The sequence below is a fragment of the Bradyrhizobium sp. 157 genome, from assembly GCF_023073815.1.
Taxonomy (GTDB): Bacteria; Pseudomonadota; Alphaproteobacteria; order Rhizobiales; family Xanthobacteraceae; genus Bradyrhizobium.
This window is the reverse complement of sequence record NZ_JADPKF010000050.1, coordinates 14083-30025: the sequence shown is the minus strand read 5'-3', so window position 1 is coordinate 30025 and position 15943 is coordinate 14083. Positions and strand designations below refer to the sequence as shown.

The 15943-nt window shown below is 64.0% G+C and carries 15 protein-coding genes; 8 read left to right on the top strand and 7 right to left on the bottom strand.

Annotation, left to right across the window (positions count from 1 at the left end; all coding sequences use genetic code 11):
* Positions 1 to 13 precede the first annotated feature (13 nt).
* The 3 genes from IVA95_RS11175 to pdeM all read left to right on the top strand — a co-directional run bounded on the left by IVA95_RS11175 (position 14) and on the right by pdeM (position 4982).
* Entirely contained in the window at positions 14 to 1243 is a 1230-nt protein-coding gene (locus IVA95_RS11175) for an ABC transporter substrate-binding protein (RefSeq protein WP_247510523.1), read from the top strand.
* A gap of 196 nt (positions 1244 to 1439) precedes the next feature.
* The gene (locus IVA95_RS11170) at positions 1440 to 4157 is read left to right on the top strand and encodes a ligase-associated DNA damage response DEXH box helicase (RefSeq protein WP_247510522.1); all 2718 of its coding nucleotides are present in this window, start codon (positions 1440 to 1442) and stop codon (positions 4155 to 4157) included.
* 126 nt (positions 4158 to 4283) lie between these two features.
* Entirely contained in the window at positions 4284 to 4982 is a 699-nt protein-coding gene (gene pdeM / locus IVA95_RS11165) for a ligase-associated DNA damage response endonuclease PdeM (protein ID WP_256470189.1), read from the top strand.
* 169 nt (positions 4983 to 5151) lie between these two features.
* Here the strand turns inward: pdeM and IVA95_RS11160 are convergent, their stop codons facing one another.
* Positions 5152 to 6015 (bottom strand): LysR substrate-binding domain-containing protein, encoded by an 864-nt coding sequence (locus tag IVA95_RS11160; protein ID WP_247510521.1) that lies wholly within the window; start codon positions 6013 to 6015, stop codon positions 5152 to 5154.
* A gap of 97 nt (positions 6016 to 6112) precedes the next feature.
* Here IVA95_RS11160 and IVA95_RS11155 point away from each other — a divergent pair, with 97 nt between their 5' ends.
* The 3 genes from IVA95_RS11155 to IVA95_RS11145 all read left to right on the top strand — a co-directional run bounded on the left by IVA95_RS11155 (position 6113) and on the right by IVA95_RS11145 (position 9375).
* Positions 6113 to 7066 (top strand): DMT family transporter, encoded by a 954-nt coding sequence (locus tag IVA95_RS11155; RefSeq protein ID WP_247510520.1) that lies wholly within the window; start codon positions 6113 to 6115, stop codon positions 7064 to 7066.
* Positions 7067 to 7143: 77 nt separating this feature from the next.
* Positions 7144 to 7926: an MBL fold metallo-hydrolase gene (locus IVA95_RS11150; RefSeq protein WP_247510519.1), complete on the top strand. Its 783-nt coding sequence runs from the start codon at positions 7144 to 7146 to the stop codon at positions 7924 to 7926.
* A gap of 93 nt (positions 7927 to 8019) precedes the next feature.
* A complete protein-coding gene (locus IVA95_RS11145; protein WP_247510518.1) occupies positions 8020 to 9375 on the top strand; it encodes a divalent metal cation transporter in 1356 nt (451 codons plus the stop codon).
* An 8-nt stretch (positions 9376 to 9383) separates the two neighbouring features.
* On the opposite strand, the gene IVA95_RS11140 is transcribed toward IVA95_RS11145, so the two are convergent.
* The 3 genes from IVA95_RS11140 to IVA95_RS11130 form a co-directional block, all read right to left on the bottom strand.
* The gene (locus tag IVA95_RS11140; protein WP_247510517.1) at positions 9384 to 10217 is read right to left on the bottom strand and encodes a sterol desaturase family protein; all 834 of its coding nucleotides are present in this window, start codon (positions 10215 to 10217) and stop codon (positions 9384 to 9386) included.
* A gap of 12 nt (positions 10218 to 10229) precedes the next feature.
* The gene (locus IVA95_RS11135) at positions 10230 to 10544 is read right to left on the bottom strand and encodes a cysteine rich repeat-containing protein (RefSeq protein ID WP_247510516.1); all 315 of its coding nucleotides are present in this window, start codon (positions 10542 to 10544) and stop codon (positions 10230 to 10232) included.
* Positions 10545 to 10624: 80 nt separating this feature from the next.
* Positions 10625 to 11038 carry a hypothetical protein gene (locus tag IVA95_RS11130; protein ID WP_247510515.1) on the bottom strand — a complete coding sequence of 138 codons (414 nt, stop codon included), beginning with the start codon at positions 11036 to 11038 and terminating at the stop codon, positions 10625 to 10627.
* Between IVA95_RS11130 and IVA95_RS11125 the strand changes: the two genes are divergently transcribed.
* Positions 11037 to 11759, top strand: a complete 723-nt coding sequence (locus IVA95_RS11125; protein WP_247510514.1) for a response regulator transcription factor — start codon at positions 11037 to 11039, stop codon at positions 11757 to 11759. The genes IVA95_RS11130 and IVA95_RS11125 overlap by 2 nt on opposite strands.
* The gene (locus IVA95_RS11120) at positions 11759 to 13108 is read left to right on the top strand and encodes an ATP-binding protein (RefSeq protein WP_213254207.1); all 1350 of its coding nucleotides are present in this window, start codon (positions 11759 to 11761) and stop codon (positions 13106 to 13108) included. The genes IVA95_RS11125 and IVA95_RS11120 overlap by 1 nt, the downstream gene beginning before the upstream one ends.
* A gap of 41 nt (positions 13109 to 13149) precedes the next feature.
* Here IVA95_RS11120 and IVA95_RS11115 read toward each other — a convergent pair whose 3' ends face one another.
* The 3 genes from IVA95_RS11115 to IVA95_RS11105 form a co-directional block, all read right to left on the bottom strand.
* The gene (locus tag IVA95_RS11115; protein ID WP_247510513.1) at positions 13150 to 13932 is read right to left on the bottom strand and encodes a TIGR02186 family protein; all 783 of its coding nucleotides are present in this window, start codon (positions 13930 to 13932) and stop codon (positions 13150 to 13152) included.
* Positions 13929 to 14855 carry a sulfite exporter TauE/SafE family protein gene (locus tag IVA95_RS11110; protein WP_247510512.1) on the bottom strand — a complete coding sequence of 309 codons (927 nt, stop codon included), beginning with the start codon at positions 14853 to 14855 and terminating at the stop codon, positions 13929 to 13931. The genes IVA95_RS11115 and IVA95_RS11110 overlap by 4 nt, the downstream gene beginning before the upstream one ends.
* Positions 14856 to 15077: 222 nt before the next feature.
* On the bottom strand, positions 15078 to 15737 hold the full coding sequence (locus IVA95_RS11105; RefSeq protein ID WP_346657993.1) for a hypothetical protein: 660 nt from the start codon (positions 15735 to 15737) through the stop codon (positions 15078 to 15080).
* Between the last annotated feature and the right edge of the window lie 206 nt (positions 15738 to 15943).

Here is a 15943-nt window from a genome sequence, read left to right as displayed (position 1 = left end):
GGGAGAAACAACAATGAACAAGAAACAAACCCGCCGTGAATTCGGCGCCACCGCGCTCGCTACCGCTTTTGCATCAACGCTGCCCGCGCCCTTCGTCTGGGCCGCCGAAAAAAAATACGATCCGGGCGCCAGCGACACCGAAATCAAGATCGGGCAGACCGTACCCCATTCCGGGCCCGGCTCGCTCTACGGCGTGCTCGGCCGCGTCGGCGAAGCCTATTTTCAGATGCTGAACGAGAAGGGCGGCATCAATGGGCGCAAGGTAAAATTCTTGACCATGGACGACGGCTACAGCGCGCCGAAATGTGTGGAGGCGACGCGGCGGCTGGTCGAACAGGAGGAAGTGCTGGCGCTGTACGGCTCGCTCGGCACCGCCCCGCAGACCGCCGTGCACAAATATCTCAATTCGAAGGGCGTGCCGCAACTGCTGCTCAATACCGGCGCGTCAAAATGGAACGATCCGAAGAACTTCAAATGGACCATGGCGGGCCTGCCGCTCTATCCGACGGAAGCGCGCATTCTCGCCAAGCATGTCGTGAGCGTGAAACCGAATGCGAAAATCGGCATCCTCTATCAGAACGATGATTTCGGCCGCGATTTTCTGGCGCCCTTCAAGAAGGTGCTGGCCGATGCAGGCGGCACCGCCAAGGTGATCATGGAGCAGACCTACGATCTGACCGAACCGACGATCGATTCGCAGATCATCAATCTCTCTAAGTCCGGCGCTGACGTCTTCTACAATATCTCGACCGGCAAGGCGTCGTCGCAGTCGATCCGGAAAGTCGCTGAACTCGGCTGGAAGCCGCTGCATCTGTTGTCGGCGGGATCGACGGGCCGGTCGATTCTCAGTGCCGCCGGTTTCGAGAATGCCACCGGCATCGTTGCCATCCGCTACGCCAAGGAAGTCGGCGTGCCGCGCTTCGAGAAGGACCCGGACGTGATGGCGTTCGAGGAGCTGCGCAAAAAATATCTGCCCAATGTCGATCCTGATAACACCATCGCCTTTGCCGGTTACGGCCAGGTGGTGGCGATGGCGGAGATCCTGCGCCGTTGCGACGACGAGCTCACCCGCGCCAACGTTCTGAAGCAGGCCACGACACTGGCGGGCTTCCATTCCCCCTACATGCTGGATGGCGTGACCTATAGCTACACGCCGGAGGACTACACGCCGATGAAGACGCTCTACATCTCGATCTTCAACGGCAAGGACTGGGATATCTCCGACAAGCCGGTGACGGAGTAGGGCTACCTCTCCCTCTCCCCGTTCTTCATGGGGAGAGGGTCGGGGTGAGGGGCTCTCTCCGCGCAGACGATAACAAACGAACTCGCGGAGAAAGCCCCTCACCCGGCGCGACGCGCCGACCTCTCCCCGCGAAGAGCGGGGCGAGGTGACTTCCTAGGCCCTCGACGAACCCTCCCTGACGGCTTACCTCTTTGCCGTGCCGTCGCTCGATCCCTTGCCCCTCACGCCGCTTGAAACGGCTGCGCTCTTGCCAGACCGCTTCCGGCGTTGGTTCGCCTCGCGCGGCTGGTCGCCGCGTGAGCATCAGCTTGATCTGCTGGCCAAAGCCCGGGATGACCACTCCGCGCTGCTGATCGCGCCAACCGGCGCCGGCAAGACGCTGGCCGGTTTCCTTCCGACGCTGGTGGAGCTGAGTGTATCCTCAACGGCAGTGCGTGCTTCTCCCTCCCCCCTTGCGGGGGAGGGGTGGGGAGAGGGGTGGCCACATACACCGAACCCTGCGGCTTACCCCTCTCCCCAGCCTCGAGAGCGAGCTTCGCTCGCCTCGGACCCCGCAAGGGGGGAGGGAGCACATATCGCAAGCGGCAAGGTCATCTCCACCGGTCGCAGCGTCAAACGCACCGGCGGCCTCCACACCCTCTACATCTCGCCGCTCAAAGCGCTCGCGGTCGACATCGCCCGCAATCTGGAGACGCCGATCGCCGAGATGGGGCTGCCGATCAAGGTCGAGACCCGCACCGGCGATACGCCGGTGTCGCGGCGGCAACGGCAGCGGCGTTATCCGCCGGATATCCTGCTCACAACGCCCGAGCAACTGGCGCTGCTGCTGTCATCGGACGACGCACCGTTTCTGTTCTCCTCGCTGAAACGCATCGTGCTAGACGAACTGCACGCGCTGGTCACCTCCAAGCGCGGCGATCTGTTGTCGCTCGGCCTGGCGCGGCTGTGGCGCCTGGCGCCGGAGATGCGCGCGATCGGCCTTTCGGCGACGGTGGCCGAGCCGGAATCGCTGGCACGGTTTCTGATGCCGCAGCGCGGAGGCAAGGAGGTGTCCGCCGACATCGTCGTGGCCGGCGGCGCGGCGGCGCCCATCGTCGAGATGCTCGACACAAAGGAGCGGCTGCCGTGGGCCGGCCATACCGCGCGCCATGCGCTCGGCGAAATGTATGACCTGATCCGGCGCAACAAGACCACGCTGATCTTCGTCAACACCCGCAGCCAGGCTGAAATGCTGTTCCAGGAATTCTGGCGCATGAACGACGATGGCCTTGCCATTGCCCTGCATCACGGCTCGCTCGACGTCGCGCAACGCCGCAAGGTCGAGGACGCGATGGCGGCCGGAAAGCTGCGCGGCGTGGTCTGCACGTCGTCGCTTGACCTTGGCGTCGACTGGGGCGATGTCGATCTCGTCATCAATGTCGGTGCGCCGAAAGGTTCTTCGCGGCTAATGCAACGGATCGGCCGCGCCAACCACCGGCTCGACGAGCCCTCGCGTGCGGTCCTGATCCCGGCTAACCGCTTCGAAGTGCTGGAGTGCCGTGTCGCGATCGATGCCATTGCGGAGAATGCGCAAGATACGCCGCCGCTCCGAACCGGTGCGCTCGATGTACTGGCGCAGCACGTGCTCGGTTGCGCCTGCGGTGAGCCGTTTTTCTCCGACGAGCTCTACGAGGAAGTCCTGACCTCGGCGCCTTATTCCTCGCTGACGCGAAACGATTTCGACGATGTCGTCGATTTCGTCGCCACCGGCGGTTATGCGCTGAAGACTTACGAACGCTTCGCCCGCATCAAGCAGGACAAGCAGGGCCGCTGGCGCGTCGCCAATCCAAAGGTGAGGCAAAGCTATCGCCTCAACGTCGGCACCATCGTCGAAGAGACCATGCTGAAGGTCCGCCTGGTGCGCTCGCGAAGCAGTGGATCCGGCTCGACCGGCGCGCTCGGCCGCGGCGGGCGGATGCTGGGCGAAATCGAGGAAGCCTTTATCGAAGGCCTCGTCATCGGCGATACGTTTGTATTCGGCGGCGAAGTCGTGCGCTACGAGGCGCTCGCCGAGGACGTGGTCTATGTCTCGCGCGCCAACGACAAGGACGCGAAAGTGCCGTCCTACATGGGCGGCAAGTTTCCGCTTTCGACCTATCTTGCCGAACGCGTCCGCAAATTGCTCGACGACCGCCGCGCGTGGAATGCGCTGCCCGATCAGGTGCGCGACTGGCTATCGCTGCAGAAGGATTTTTCCCGCGTGCCGGGTGTGCGCGAGCTGTTGATCGAAACTTTTCCCCGCGGCAACAAACATTACCTCGTTTGCTATCCCTTCGAGGGCCGGCTGGCCCACCAGACGCTCGGCATGCTCTTGACGCGGCGGATGGAGCGGGCGCGGGTGCGGCCGCTCGGCTTCGTCGCCAATGAATATGCGCTGGCCGTATGGGGTCTCGGCGATATGTCGTTCATGATCCGGCACGGCAAGCTCGATCTCAACGCGCTGTTTGATCCGGACATGCTGGGCGACGACCTCGAGGCGTGGCTCGCCGAATCCGCGTTGATGAAGCGTACCTTCCGCACCTGCGCCATCATCTCCGGCCTGATCGCGCGGCGCTTCACCGGCGAGGAAAAATCTCGCCGCCAGGTGCTGTTCTCGACCGACCTGATCTACGACGTGCTGCGTAAGCATCAGGCCGACCACGTGCTGCTGCGCGCCGCGCGCGCCGACGCCGCAACAGGCCTGCTCGATCTCAAGCGTCTGGGTGGTATGCTCTCGCGCATTCACGGGCGAATCACCCATCGGGAACTCGAACATGTTTCGCCGCTCGCAGTCCCCGTGATGCTGGAAATCGGCCGCGAGTCAGTTTATGGCGAAGCGGGAGATGAGTTGCTGGCGGAGGCCGCCGATGAACTCATCAAAGAGGCGATGTCGTAAGGCGTCATAGAGAATACGAATGAGTTTACGGGGCGATCCATCCACGTCGTCATGCCCGGGCTTGTCCCGGGCATCCACGCCTTTCTTTGCGAGACAAAGACGTGGATGGTCGGGACAAGCCCGGCCATGACGGAGAGAATATCTGTCACGATCAAACCTTCAAGCGCCTTCGAAATTGCCGGCGTCTCAATGCTCGCCGATCTCTCCGGCGCGCTGTTCTGGCAGGAGCAGCGCCTGCTCGTCGTCTCCGACCTGCATCTGGAAAAAGGCTCGAGCTTTGCCGCGCGCGGCGTGCTGCTGCCGCCCTACGATACGGTGGCGACGCTGAGCCGTCTCGCCGCCGTCGTCGCGCGGCACGATCCGCGCATGGTGATCGCGCTTGGCGACAGTTTTCACGATCGCGATGCGCATCAGCGGCTGTCGGCGCCGGATCGCGACGCGCTCTCAGCGATGCAGGCGCGGCGCGACTGGATCTGGATTTCCGGCAATCACGATCCGGCCCTGCCGCCCGACCTCGGCGGCACGGTGGCGAACGAAGTCGCGATCGGGCCGATCGTGTTCCGTCATGAGCCAACGGGGGCGGCAGGTGAAATCGCCGGCCATCTGCATCCCAAGGCGCGCGTCGCCACCCGGGGACGATCGATGGAGCGGCGATGCTTCGCCAGTGACGGCGAGCGCGCGGTGATGCCCGCCTTCGGCGCCTATACTGGCGGCCTGAGCATCCGCGATCCCGCGTTTGCGAAGATTTTTCCGACGCCGGCCCTGATGGCGCATGTGCTCGGCGACAACAGGCTGCACGCGATAGCGGCATCAAGGTGTTATTGAGCGATCAGTTCGCGCCTTGCTTCCCGTAACCTCGCCCCGCTTGCGGGGAGAGGTCGATTGCGAAGCAATCCGGGTGAGGGGGTACAGGTCTCACCACTTTCAATACTCGTGGAGGCAGCCCCTCACCCCCCGTAAAGAACGGGGAGAGGGAGCGCGGTCCCGACGCTCGCTACGCCGCCTTCGCGTCGACGCTGTCGCAGAACTCGGCGAGGCGGTCGGCGAGCCGCAGCGTTGCGGGGCTGGCATCGGGCGAGGCCACCAGCGCCAGTTCGGTCTTGTCGATCGGCGCAAAGCCGTCTTTCGCCGTGAGCACGCGATGGCCGGCCTGGATCGCGATGTCGGAGAGGATGCTCAATCCCAATCCCGCGGCGACCGCGGCCTGGATGCCGGCGAGGCCAGAAGAAGTATAGGCCATGTGCCAGGAGCGCCCAGCGCTTTCCAACGCATGGATCGCGCGCGAACGATAGAGGCAGCCGGCGGGAAAGCCGATCAGCGGCACCGAGCCAGCGTCGATATCGACGGGATGGGTTTTGCTGGTGACCCAGTGCACCTGTTCGGGCCACACCGCGATCGCGCCCTTCTCGCCGGCGTCGCGCTTGAGGAGCGCCAGATCGAGGTCGCCGCGTTCGATGTCGCGTCGCAGATACGTGCTCTGGTCGGCCCGCACGTCGAGCCGCAGGCCCGGCCGTGACCGCGCAAACGTCGCCAGCAATTTGGCGAGACGATAGGCGGCGAAATCCTCGGGGATGCCGAGCTTGATCGCGCCTTCGCTTTCCGGCCGCGCCACCACGTCGCGGGCTTCCTCGGCGAGCGACAACAGCCGCCGCGCATAGGAAAGCAGCCGCTCGCCGGCCTCCGTCGGCGTCACGTCCTTGCCGTTGCGGTTCAATAGCGCCTGGCCGATGTCGTCTTCCAGACGCTTGATCTGCTGGCTGACGGTCGATTGCGTGCGGTGGACGCGCTCGCTGGCGCGGGTAAAGCCGCCGGCGTCGACGACGGACACGAAACTGCGCAGCAGCTCCAGATCGAGCATGTGAACGCTCCATTTATAAATCCACTGGACATCAGTTTATCATTTAATTTCCAAATATCAAGGTGCGGCCCTAGATCACGGGTGAAGGAGACTGTCCATGTCACTCGCCCCTTCGGTCGCGGTCCCCCGCGCCGGCTTCAATCTGTTACCGCTTTATATCGGCCTGTTCTGTCTGCTCTGGAGCTTTGCCTTCGTCGCCGGCAAGGTCGGCGTCACCGACTGCCCGCCGCTGATCCTGCTCACGGCGCGGTTTTCGCTCGCGGGAATCCTGATCCTCGGCATCACGGCGCTGCGCGGCGAGGCATGGTCCTCGCTCACCTGGCGCGACGCCGGCATTTTCGCGATTCTCGGCGTCGCCAACAACGCGCTCTATCTCGGCCTCGGCTACACCGGGTTGCAGACAATATCGGCCGGCCTTGGCGCCCTGATCGTCAGCGCCAATCCAGTTTTCACTGCTGTACTTGCGGCGGCCTTTCTCGGCGAGGCGCTCACCTGGCGCAAGGTGGCGGGACTTTTGCTCGGCATTTCCGGCGTCGCTTTCATCGTCTGGCACCGCATGTCGGTCGGCACAGATAGTTTTCACGGCATCCTGTTTACGCTTGCGTCTTTGGCCTCGATCGTCGCCGGCACCATCCTGTTCAAGGCGCTGGCGCCGAAAGGAAGTCTCTGGGTCGGCAATGGCGTGCAGAATCTCGCCGCGGGCGTCGTGCTGCTGCCGCTTGCGTTCACGTTTTCCAGCGTCGGCGACATCGTGCCGAGCGCGCGGCTCGCCGGCGCGTTCGCTTTCCTCGTGCTCGGCGGATCGATCCTGGCTTACCTGCTCTGGTTTCACCTCTTGAAGGTCTGCGGCGCGACGGCCGCGAGCGCCTATCACTTCCTGATGCCGCCGCTCGGCATGCTGTTCGCCTTCCTTGTGCTCGGCGAACACGTCGAATTGCGCGACCTGCTTGGCATCATTCCCGTAGCCCTCGGCATTTATCTGGTGACCCGTCCCGCTGCGGCCGATCAATCCCGAGCTTCGGTTCTGACTAAATCAGAATCGAAGCTCTAAATTTTCACTTTGACGCGTTTTCTTCGCGCGAACCGGAATCCACTTCGCTCGAAAACGCCAAAATAGAAGGAGCAGTCATGACACTAATCATCACCCTGATCGGCGGCCCGACCGCGCTCATCGAAGTCGACGGCTTCCGGCTGCTGACCGATCCGACCTTTGACGAGCCCGGCGCCTATCAACTGCCACACGTGAAACTGGAAAAACTGGTCGGTCCTGCCGTCAGCGCGCATGATATCGGCGAGGTGGACGCCGTGCTGCTCAGCCATGACCAGCATTCGGACAATCTCGATCATTCGGGGCGCGATTTTCTCAAATCAGCCAAGCGCGTGCTGACGACGGAGGTTGGCGCAAAACGGCTCGGCGGCCACGCCGAAGGCTTTGCGCCGTGGGCGTCGACCGAACTGGCCGGCAAGAATGGTCATTCGCTGGCCATCACCGCGACGCCGGCACGTCACGGTCCGGCGGGAATCGAACCGCTGGCGGGCGACGTGATCGGCTTCGTGGTTTCGTCGAGCAAGCCGGGCAGCCGCCCGATCTACATCAGCGGCGACACCGTCTGGTACGACGGCGTTGCGGAAGTGGCGAAGCGGTTCAAGGCCGGTGTGGTGCTGCCGTTCGCGGGCGCGGCGCAAACCCGCGGCCCCTTCCACATCACGATGGACACCAACGATACGATCGAGACCGCGCGCGCATTCCCAGATGCGGTGATCGTGCCCGTACATACGGAAGGGTGGAAGCATTTCCGCCAGAGTGCGGCCGATCTGCGAGCTACTTTCGACACGCTGGGTTTTGGGCCGCGGTTGCGGATTCTAGAGCCGGGTGTGGCAACAATCATCGAGCCATTGCACGCCGCGTGACGCTGGCAGCATGTGGGCCAGCATCCTAGCGCGAGTTCCGTCCGCCGGAACTTGTCCCCGTCAGCTTCGTTGTTGCTGCGGTGGATCGCTGGCATGGCAAATCGTACACGGTCGAATAAGAAGCATCCGAAGCGTACGAATTCCGGCCATACGAATCCGGATGCAGAGGGCGGGGCCGCCCGGCCGCTTCGCTTCCACAACGCGTTGAAGGCGCTTGGGCCGGGCCTCATCACCGGCGCGTCCGACGACGATCCGTCGGGGATCGGCACCTACAGCGAGGCCGGCGCGCAGCTCGGCTACGGCATCGGCTGGATTATGCTGCTGACATTTCCGCTGATGGCGGCGATCCAGGAAATCTCCGCACGCGTCGGCCGCGTCACCGGGCATGGTATCGCGGGCAATGTGTGCCGGCATTATTCGCCATGGTTGCTCAATGTGGTGGTGGCGATGCTATTCATCGCCAACACCATCAACATCGGCGCCGATCTTGGCGCCATGGCGGACGCGACCAAGTTGCTGATCGGCGGCCACAGCATCGCTTATGTGCTGCTGTTCGGCGTGACCTCGGTCGCGGCGCAGATCTTCCTCGATTACAAGCGTTACGTGTCGGTGCTGAAATGGCTGACGCTCAGCCTGTTCGCCTACGTTGCCGCGCTTGCCTTTGCAAACGTTTCGTGGGGCGACGCGCTTGCCGGCGTTCTCGTTCCGCGCCCGACCTGGAGCGTCGATTATTTCACCACCATCGTCGCGATCCTCGGCACCACGATCTCGCCGTATCTGTTCTTCTGGCAGGCCTCGCAGGAAGCCGAGGACCAGCGCGTCGACAACACGAAGCGGCCGCTGGTCGAAAGGCATCACGGCGCGCAGCAGGAATTCAACCGCATTCGCGCCGATACCATCATCGGGATGGCGTTCTCCAATTTGATTGCGTTGTCGATCATCGTCACCGCCGCGGCGACGCTGCATGCGGCCGGAAAGACCGATATCCAGAGCTCAGCGGACGCGGCCGAAGCCCTGCGTCCGATTGCCGGCGCATTCGCTGAAATGATTTTTGCGCTCGGCATCATCGGCACCGGATTGCTGGCAGTTCCAGTGCTCGCCGGCGCCGCGGCCTATGCCGTCGGGGAAGGACGGCGATGGCCGGTCGGGCTCGCGCGCAAGCCCAAGGCCGCCGCCGCTTTCTACGCGGTGCTGGCGCTTTCGGCTGGCATAGGCATCGCGCTGAACTTCACGCCGATCAACCCGATCTCGGCGCTGTACTGGAGCGCGGTCATCAACGGCGTGCTTGCCGTGCCGGTGATGGTGCTGCTGATGTTGATGGCTCGCCGCGAGGACGTGATGGACCGCTACGTCATCAAGGGCCCGCTCTATTGGCTCGGATGGCTGTCCACCGCGGCGATGCTGCTCAGCGTCGTCGCGATGGGGATCGGATTTCTTGTCGGAAAGTAAGCAATGCTTCATCCCGGCGGTCCGAACATCGCCCTAAACTTTGCCCGCACGCCTGCCGCCTTCCGGACATCGCGGAACATCGCGCTCCACTCGCCGAGTGCGATCCGCACCGGATTGAAAGACGGCTTGCCGCCGACCAGGCCGTAACGGAGTCTTTCCTGTGCCGGCGCCTCCGCAAACGTGCCGAACAGGCGATCGAATATGATCAGCATGCCACCGAAATTCTTGTCGAGGCAGGGCTCGTTTGACGCGTGATGCACGCGATGATGCGCCGGCGTATTCAGTACCAGCTCGAGCGGACCCAGCCGCGGCGCAAGCTCGGTGTGGATAAAGAACTGATACATCAGGTTGATGCCGAGCATCGCGATCACCGCGAACGGATGAAATCCGATCCAGGCCAGCGGCAGGAAGAACAGGAAATTGCCGGAAATGTTGCCGGTCCAGCCGAGCCGGATCGCTGCCGTCAGGTTGAATCTGGTCGCCGAGTGGTGGACACGATGTGTCGCCCACATCCAGCGGATCCGGTGCGAGGCGCGGTGCTGCCAGTAATAGAAAAACTCCATGCCCAAAAATAATCCGAGCAGGGCCGGCGCGCTCGTCGCCGAGAATTCGAAAAGCCGGTGCTCATAGACGAATGCGAACGGGATCGCGACGATGCCGGCCTCGATCACGCGCATGAGGCTCTGCACCACCGCGACGCCCAGCGTCGCGGCGCTCTCCCGCCAATCATGCGTCTTTCGATGCGTGAGGCGACCGAGGCCATATTCCAGCGCCATGAAGCCGAGTGCGGTAACCAGGATCATGGCGCGGGCGGAGGGGCTGAGGAATGATGCAAGGTCCATGCGTCACTCCTGCTATTTAGGCATCACGCCGGCCGCGACGGCGCCGTCCTTGAGCGACTGGGCGCGCGGCATGGCTTGTGCGCAGGCGGCGCTGAGTGCGTTCGTGTGGCTCTGGAGGCAGGCCAGAATGCGCCCGCCGCCGGGCTGCACGCCGCCGCACAGGCGGACGTAATCGGCACGGCAGACCCGCATCAGCGCCGTCGCTTCGCTGCGCATCTGCGCCGATACCTGCGCCTGCGCTGCGGCAGCTCCCGCGAACGCGGCCGATACAACAAACAAGCCGACCGTCGCGCGAAGCGGTATCGAAGATAAGGGAAACCTGGGCATCGTGATCTCCTGAAGATGGGTTGCGGGGATGGAGAGGCGATCGCTCAGGGCGCTTCGGCCGTGAGTGATCGCCTTTGCGGTCAGTAGCGCGAGACCGTGCCCTGGCGGGTGTAGGTGTTTCCGGCAGGCCCGGTGCGCGTGGCGGTGCGCGAGCAGGTACCATTGGCGCAGCCGCCGGACACATACAGGCTCGATGCTCCGCGCGGCCCGTTGGAGGAAGCCGATCGCGTCCAGGCGCTGGCTTCGGCAATGGCGGTGAGCGAAAGGGTGCCGGCCAGCGCCGACAGCAGGACGAACTTCTTCATGGTCGCGGTCTCCTCGATGTGTAAACGGCTACCGGTGCGATGGCCGTACGGTGGAGACTGCGCCCGCTTTGTCAGCGCGATATTGCCGCGGAGAAACGGTTCGTAGCGTTTTGTCGATCGCGTGTAACAGTGTGTAACAACGTCGCTGGCGGCCTTGCGCCGTGCGCGGCGTGGTCCAGAATGCGCCATGACCGCGCCTCCGCCGCTGATTCTGATTGTGGAAGACGACCCGGAGATCAGCCGGATGATCGCCGATTTCCTGCAGCGGGAGGGGTTCGAGGTCGCATGCGCGGATAGCGGCAAGGCGATGGATACAGTGCTGCAGCGGCAGCGCCCCGATCTACTGGTGCTGGATTTGATGCTGCCCGGTGAGGACGGGCTGTCGATCTGCCGGCGGCTACGCGCCCACGAGGATTTCCCGATCCTGATGCTGACCGCGAAAAGCGACGAGGTCGACCGCGTGGTCGGGCTGGAGATGGGCGCCGACGATTACCTGACCAAGCCGTTCGGAACCCGCGAATTGCTGGCCAGAGTGCGTGCGATCCTGCGCCGTGCCAGGGCGGCACCGGCCAAGCCGCTGGTCCGGCGCTATGCCTTCGATCAGTTCGTGATCGATCTGGATGCGCGCAGCCTGCAGCGCGGCGATTCCGCGTCCGAAGCGCTGCAGCTTACCAGCGCCGAATTCGACTTGCTCGGCTGCTTCGTGCTGCGACCGCGTCGCGTGCTGACGCGCGATCAGATCCTGGACTGGACGCGCGGGCGTTCGTCGGAACCGTTCGACCGCACCGTCGACATGCTGATCTCGCGGCTGCGCAAGAAGCTCGACGCCGCGTCTCCCGGGTCCAACCTCATCACCACGGTGCGCAACGGCGGCTATCTGTTTACGGCCGCCGTGAAGCAGGTGTCGTGATGTTGCGCTTCACGCTGGCGACGCGGCTTGCGCTGATCGCCATCGTTGGATTCTCGGCGGTCAGTATCGCTATCATTGCTGTCTTTTATTTCACATCGATCCGCGAAAATGAATTTGCGCGACCCTCACCCGGCCGGATCGCGGCCATCGCCGATTTGATCGAGCGGTCTGATCCCGCGGCGCGGGTGCAGGTTCTCGGCGCGATATCGTCACCACAATTCGCCGTGCGGATCGAGCCTGCCGCTGCGGCAGCCGGGCAGCCGGTTTCGAATGATCTTCGACCCGAGCTTCGCGAGATGTATGCGGCTGCACTTTCCGGCCGCGAGGTCACGGTTGCTGCGTCCTCCGCCGCGTCCCGCGGCCGGTTTCCGCGACTGACCAAATTCATGGCCAACGCAATCGAGCTTCGGGTTGCACTTCGCACCGGAGAGACGCTGGTGATCGACGCATCGACCCGGCTGCCGGTCACCCGGCTCGGCCTGCCGCTCGGCTTCGGGGCGGGGTTGTTCGGAACTATCGTTGCCCTGCTGGCCCTACTGGTCATGCAGCGCGAGACGAGGCCGCTCGCCCGGCTTGCCGCCGCCGTGGATCGCGTGGATCTCGCCGCCGATCCGCCGCCGCTTCCCGACGCGCGCCGCAGCGCGCCGGAAATCCGCGCCCTCATCGCCGCATTCAATCGCCTGCAGGCGCGGCTGAACGAGATGCTGCGCGCCCGCATGACATTGGTCGGCGGCATCGCGCACGATGTGCGAACCTTTGCGACACGGCTGCGCCTTCGCGTCGAAAAGATTCCCGATCCGGCCGAGCAGCAGAAAGCCATTGCCGACATCGATGACATGATCAGCTTGCTCGACGATGCCCTGTTGTCGAGCCGCGTGGGGGCCGGGCAGCTATCGCAGGAGATGGTGGACTTTTCGGCGTTCGTGGGTGCCGAGGTCGACGACCGGCGCGCCCAAGGCAATGCTGTCGATGTGGCGGTTGACGAAGCGAGCAAGGGCGTTTTCGTGCTCGGCGATCAGTTGGCGCTGCGGCGCATCGTCGCGAACGTGATCGACAACGCCGTGAAATACGGTCGAGTTGCACATGTTCGGACCCGGCTTGAAGGTGATACCATCCTCGTTATCGTCGATGACGAAGGTCCCGGGATTCCCGCAGATCAGCGCCGCGCTATGCTGGAGCCGTTCAACCGCCTCGAGACCTCGCGCAATCGCGCCACCGGCGGTGCGGGGCTCGGCCTCGCGGTCGTCCGCAGCCTGGTCGAAGCCCATGGCGGCTCGATCGAAGTCACTGAGGCGGCGGGTGGCGGCACAAGTGTGAGTATCGCGTTGCCGGTTTTCCGTCCGGGCTGAGGGTTGCCGAGGCCGAGGCGGATGGCGCCTCGCCGCCCGCGTCAATCCTTCCGGAACACGATCGAGGCCATCCATCCCGTCATCAGCGCCATGAACGCAGTGACGAGTCCATAGACAAACCCGTTCTGGCGCGCGGTAGTCGCGACGAACTGCTCAAAGCCGACTTTCACGATTTCAAACGCAGTGTCGGTCTTGGCCACCAGCGCACCTTCGGCGAACAGTTTGATCTCGACATTATAGAGTCCGATCGGCACTTCCGCAGGCAGCGGGATGCCGGTGCGGAACAGCGTCGGCGTCAGGAACGTCACCGCCGAGGTCTCCTCGCGATAGAGGCCGTGCTGCTTGCGCAGCCGCACGAAGGCACTGCGGAACGCATCGTCCGGCACGACGTCGGCATAGTCAGGCCCGACGCGCTGGGTGAGCAGCACGTTGTTCAGCCCGAGCTGCTGCCGCCGCTGCACCTCGGGCGCGGCGATGGCGTCGAACGGGCGGTTGGAAAATAGCGCCAGGTAGGTCGGCACTTTGAGGAACTGCCGGGAGTCGGTGTTGATCCAGATCCCGAACCGGCGCTCCTTGCGGCGCGTCACCATGTCGGCGCGCGGGCCGGCCACCGTTACCACAAGATCATAAGTGCGGTTAGCCGGCGTGTTTGCGTCCTTCTCCACCGAGCCGAACAGCACGAGTTCCTCGCCGGAATAGTTGGGCGTCACGGTAACGCGGTGGTTGGACACCGAAACGATCAGCCGTTCGGCCCGTACCGGCGACGCCGCGAGCACCGCGCCCAGCGCAAGCCATCCAAGCGTGCGGGCGAGGCGTGCGGTCATCCCGTCACTCCTGTTTCCCGCACGGTGAAGAGATCCTCGGGTCGGATCACCAGTTCAACGGCGAAACGAATGCCCACGGCGAGAACCAGTAGCCCGAGCAGCAACCGCAAATGTTCGCCGCGGATTTTCTGCCCCGCACGGGCGCCGAACTGGGCGCCCGTGACGCCGCCGACCATCAGGATCAGCGCCAGCACCGCATCGACCAGATGATTGGTCACGGCATGCAGCATGGTGGCGAACACCATCGTGACCAGGGTGAGCACCATCGAGGTGCCGATCACGGTCGAGGTCGGCACCCGCAGCACATAGATCAACAGCGGCACCAGGATGAAGCCGCCGCCGATCCCCATCACGGCGCCGATGAAGCCGATGGCCAAGCCGATCACGACGACCGGAATGACGGACAGATAGATTTTCGAGCGCTTGAAGCGCATCTTCAACGGCAGGCCATGAATCCAGACATGGCTGCCCGGGCGGCGCGTGGTGACCGGACCGCCGCGGCGGGCCCTTAGCAGCGCCCGCAGGCCTTCCCAGAACATCAAGCTGCCGACGGTGGTCAGCAGAATCACGTAGGACGTCGCGATCATGAGATCGAGCTGACCGAGCGAGCGCAGCAGCGTGAAGGTCCACACGCCCAGCGCCGTGCCCAAACTGCCGCCAGTCAACAGCACGACCGCCAAGAGCGGATCGATGGCGCGGCGCCGCCAGTAGGATATCGCGCCGGAGAACGAGGAGGCCGCGATGTGGCTGGCCACGGAAGCGACCGCAACCGCGGGAGCAATGCCGACGAAGATCAACAGCGGCGTCATCAGGAAGCCGCCGCCGATCCCGAACATTCCGGAGACGAACCCAACCGCCGCGCCCATCGCCAGGATGAGGAAAACATTGACCGGAATGTCGGCGATCGGGAGGTAGAGCTGCACGCGCGTCTGCTTTTGTAGCTTTGCCGCAAGAGACGGCCGATGGGCCGCTCAGGGCATGGTTTCTCTTGTATTTGCCGGCAGTGGAATCCGGTTCGCGCATGCACCTTTGCGTGCGCAGGGCCGGTTCCCGCCTTTGCATAACTGAATTCGGAAGGATGAGGGACTAAAAATGCCCGGGAAGGCAAATTTTTGCCGAACGCGGCCGCTCGGCGAGCGGCAGGCTCAGGGCTTTCCGAGCGGGTCGGTGACGAGGTTCATCGCCAGCGCCTGCTTGGGACTGAGCCAGCGAATGTCCCGGGTCTCGGACATCGCTTCCACGATCGAGGATGAAACCCCCATTTTGGTCATGTAGCCCAACACCGCGCCTGATATCCGCTGGGTGTCCGCGACGGGGTCTTCCACGGGCCTGGTTGTGACAAACCGATGAACGCCCAATGCCGAGCCCAATACGCCGAAGCGGGTCTTGCCTCCGGCATAGGCCAGCACGCAGGCACTGGCGCAGTATGCGGGCTTGATGCGGCCCGAAGCGTCGGCGCTGCCGACCGCGGTCGCGAGCCCCCGCGATCGGATGATCTCGCCCATGATCACGGCCTGGTTCAAATCGCCGCCGGGGGAGGCCAACAAGACGATGTCGCCGGGTGCGAGGTTGGCCTGGTCCAGCCTGCTGCGAAACCAGCTCGCCGCGGCGGGGCCGATCGTGCCGCTGACGAACAGGGCGCGGCGCCCCCGGCTCGAACTGTCGAGGTGGAGCGTATCGATCACCTGCGATGTCAGGCTCGGCGAGACGTACTGGTCCTTCCAGTAGTGCCAAGCGTCCGGCTGCGACAGGTCTCGGTAGGCGCGAATGCAGATGCCAGCAACCAACAGGATGAAGATCGCCACCGTCCAAAAATGCCGTCTGCGCCGCGATGGCTGGGGCGGCGGCGCCGGGGTCCGACCGGCTGGGATGCGCGGCGGCGCGACCACAGGTCGCCGTCGGCGAGCTGCGGAAACGATTTTCCCCGTCCTGGCTGTCGTCGGCTGACAATCGATCCTCTTGCAAGCCGGACCCGTTCAGGATCCGGCTGACCAGAAGCACTAATACGAAT

Coding starts and splice junctions, on each gene's coding strand:
- IVA95_RS11175 (WP_247510523.1), top strand. CDS start 14: ATGAACAAGAAACAAACCCGCCGTGAATTCGGCGCCACCGCGCTCGCT.
- pdeM (WP_256470189.1), top strand. CDS start 4,284: ATGACGGAGAGAATATCTGTCACGATCAAACCTTCAAGCGCCTTCGAA.
- IVA95_RS11160 (WP_247510521.1), bottom strand. CDS start 6,015: ATGCTCGATCTGGAGCTGCTGCGCAGTTTCGTGTCCGTCGTCGACGCC.
- IVA95_RS11155 (WP_247510520.1), top strand. CDS start 6,113: ATGTCACTCGCCCCTTCGGTCGCGGTCCCCCGCGCCGGCTTCAATCTG.
- IVA95_RS11150 (WP_247510519.1), top strand. CDS start 7,144: ATGACACTAATCATCACCCTGATCGGCGGCCCGACCGCGCTCATCGAA.
- IVA95_RS11145 (WP_247510518.1), top strand. CDS start 8,020: ATGGCAAATCGTACACGGTCGAATAAGAAGCATCCGAAGCGTACGAAT.
- IVA95_RS11140 (WP_247510517.1), bottom strand. CDS start 10,217: ATGGACCTTGCATCATTCCTCAGCCCCTCCGCCCGCGCCATGATCCTG.
- IVA95_RS11135 (WP_247510516.1), bottom strand. CDS start 10,544: ATGCCCAGGTTTCCCTTATCTTCGATACCGCTTCGCGCGACGGTCGGC.
- IVA95_RS11125 (WP_247510514.1), top strand. CDS start 11,037: ATGACCGCGCCTCCGCCGCTGATTCTGATTGTGGAAGACGACCCGGAG.
- IVA95_RS11130 (WP_247510515.1), bottom strand. CDS start 11,038: ATGGCGCATTCTGGACCACGCCGCGCACGGCGCAAGGCCGCCAGCGAC.
- IVA95_RS11120 (WP_213254207.1), top strand. CDS start 11,759: ATGTTGCGCTTCACGCTGGCGACGCGGCTTGCGCTGATCGCCATCGTT.
- IVA95_RS11115 (WP_247510513.1), bottom strand. CDS start 13,932: ATGACCGCACGCCTCGCCCGCACGCTTGGATGGCTTGCGCTGGGCGCG.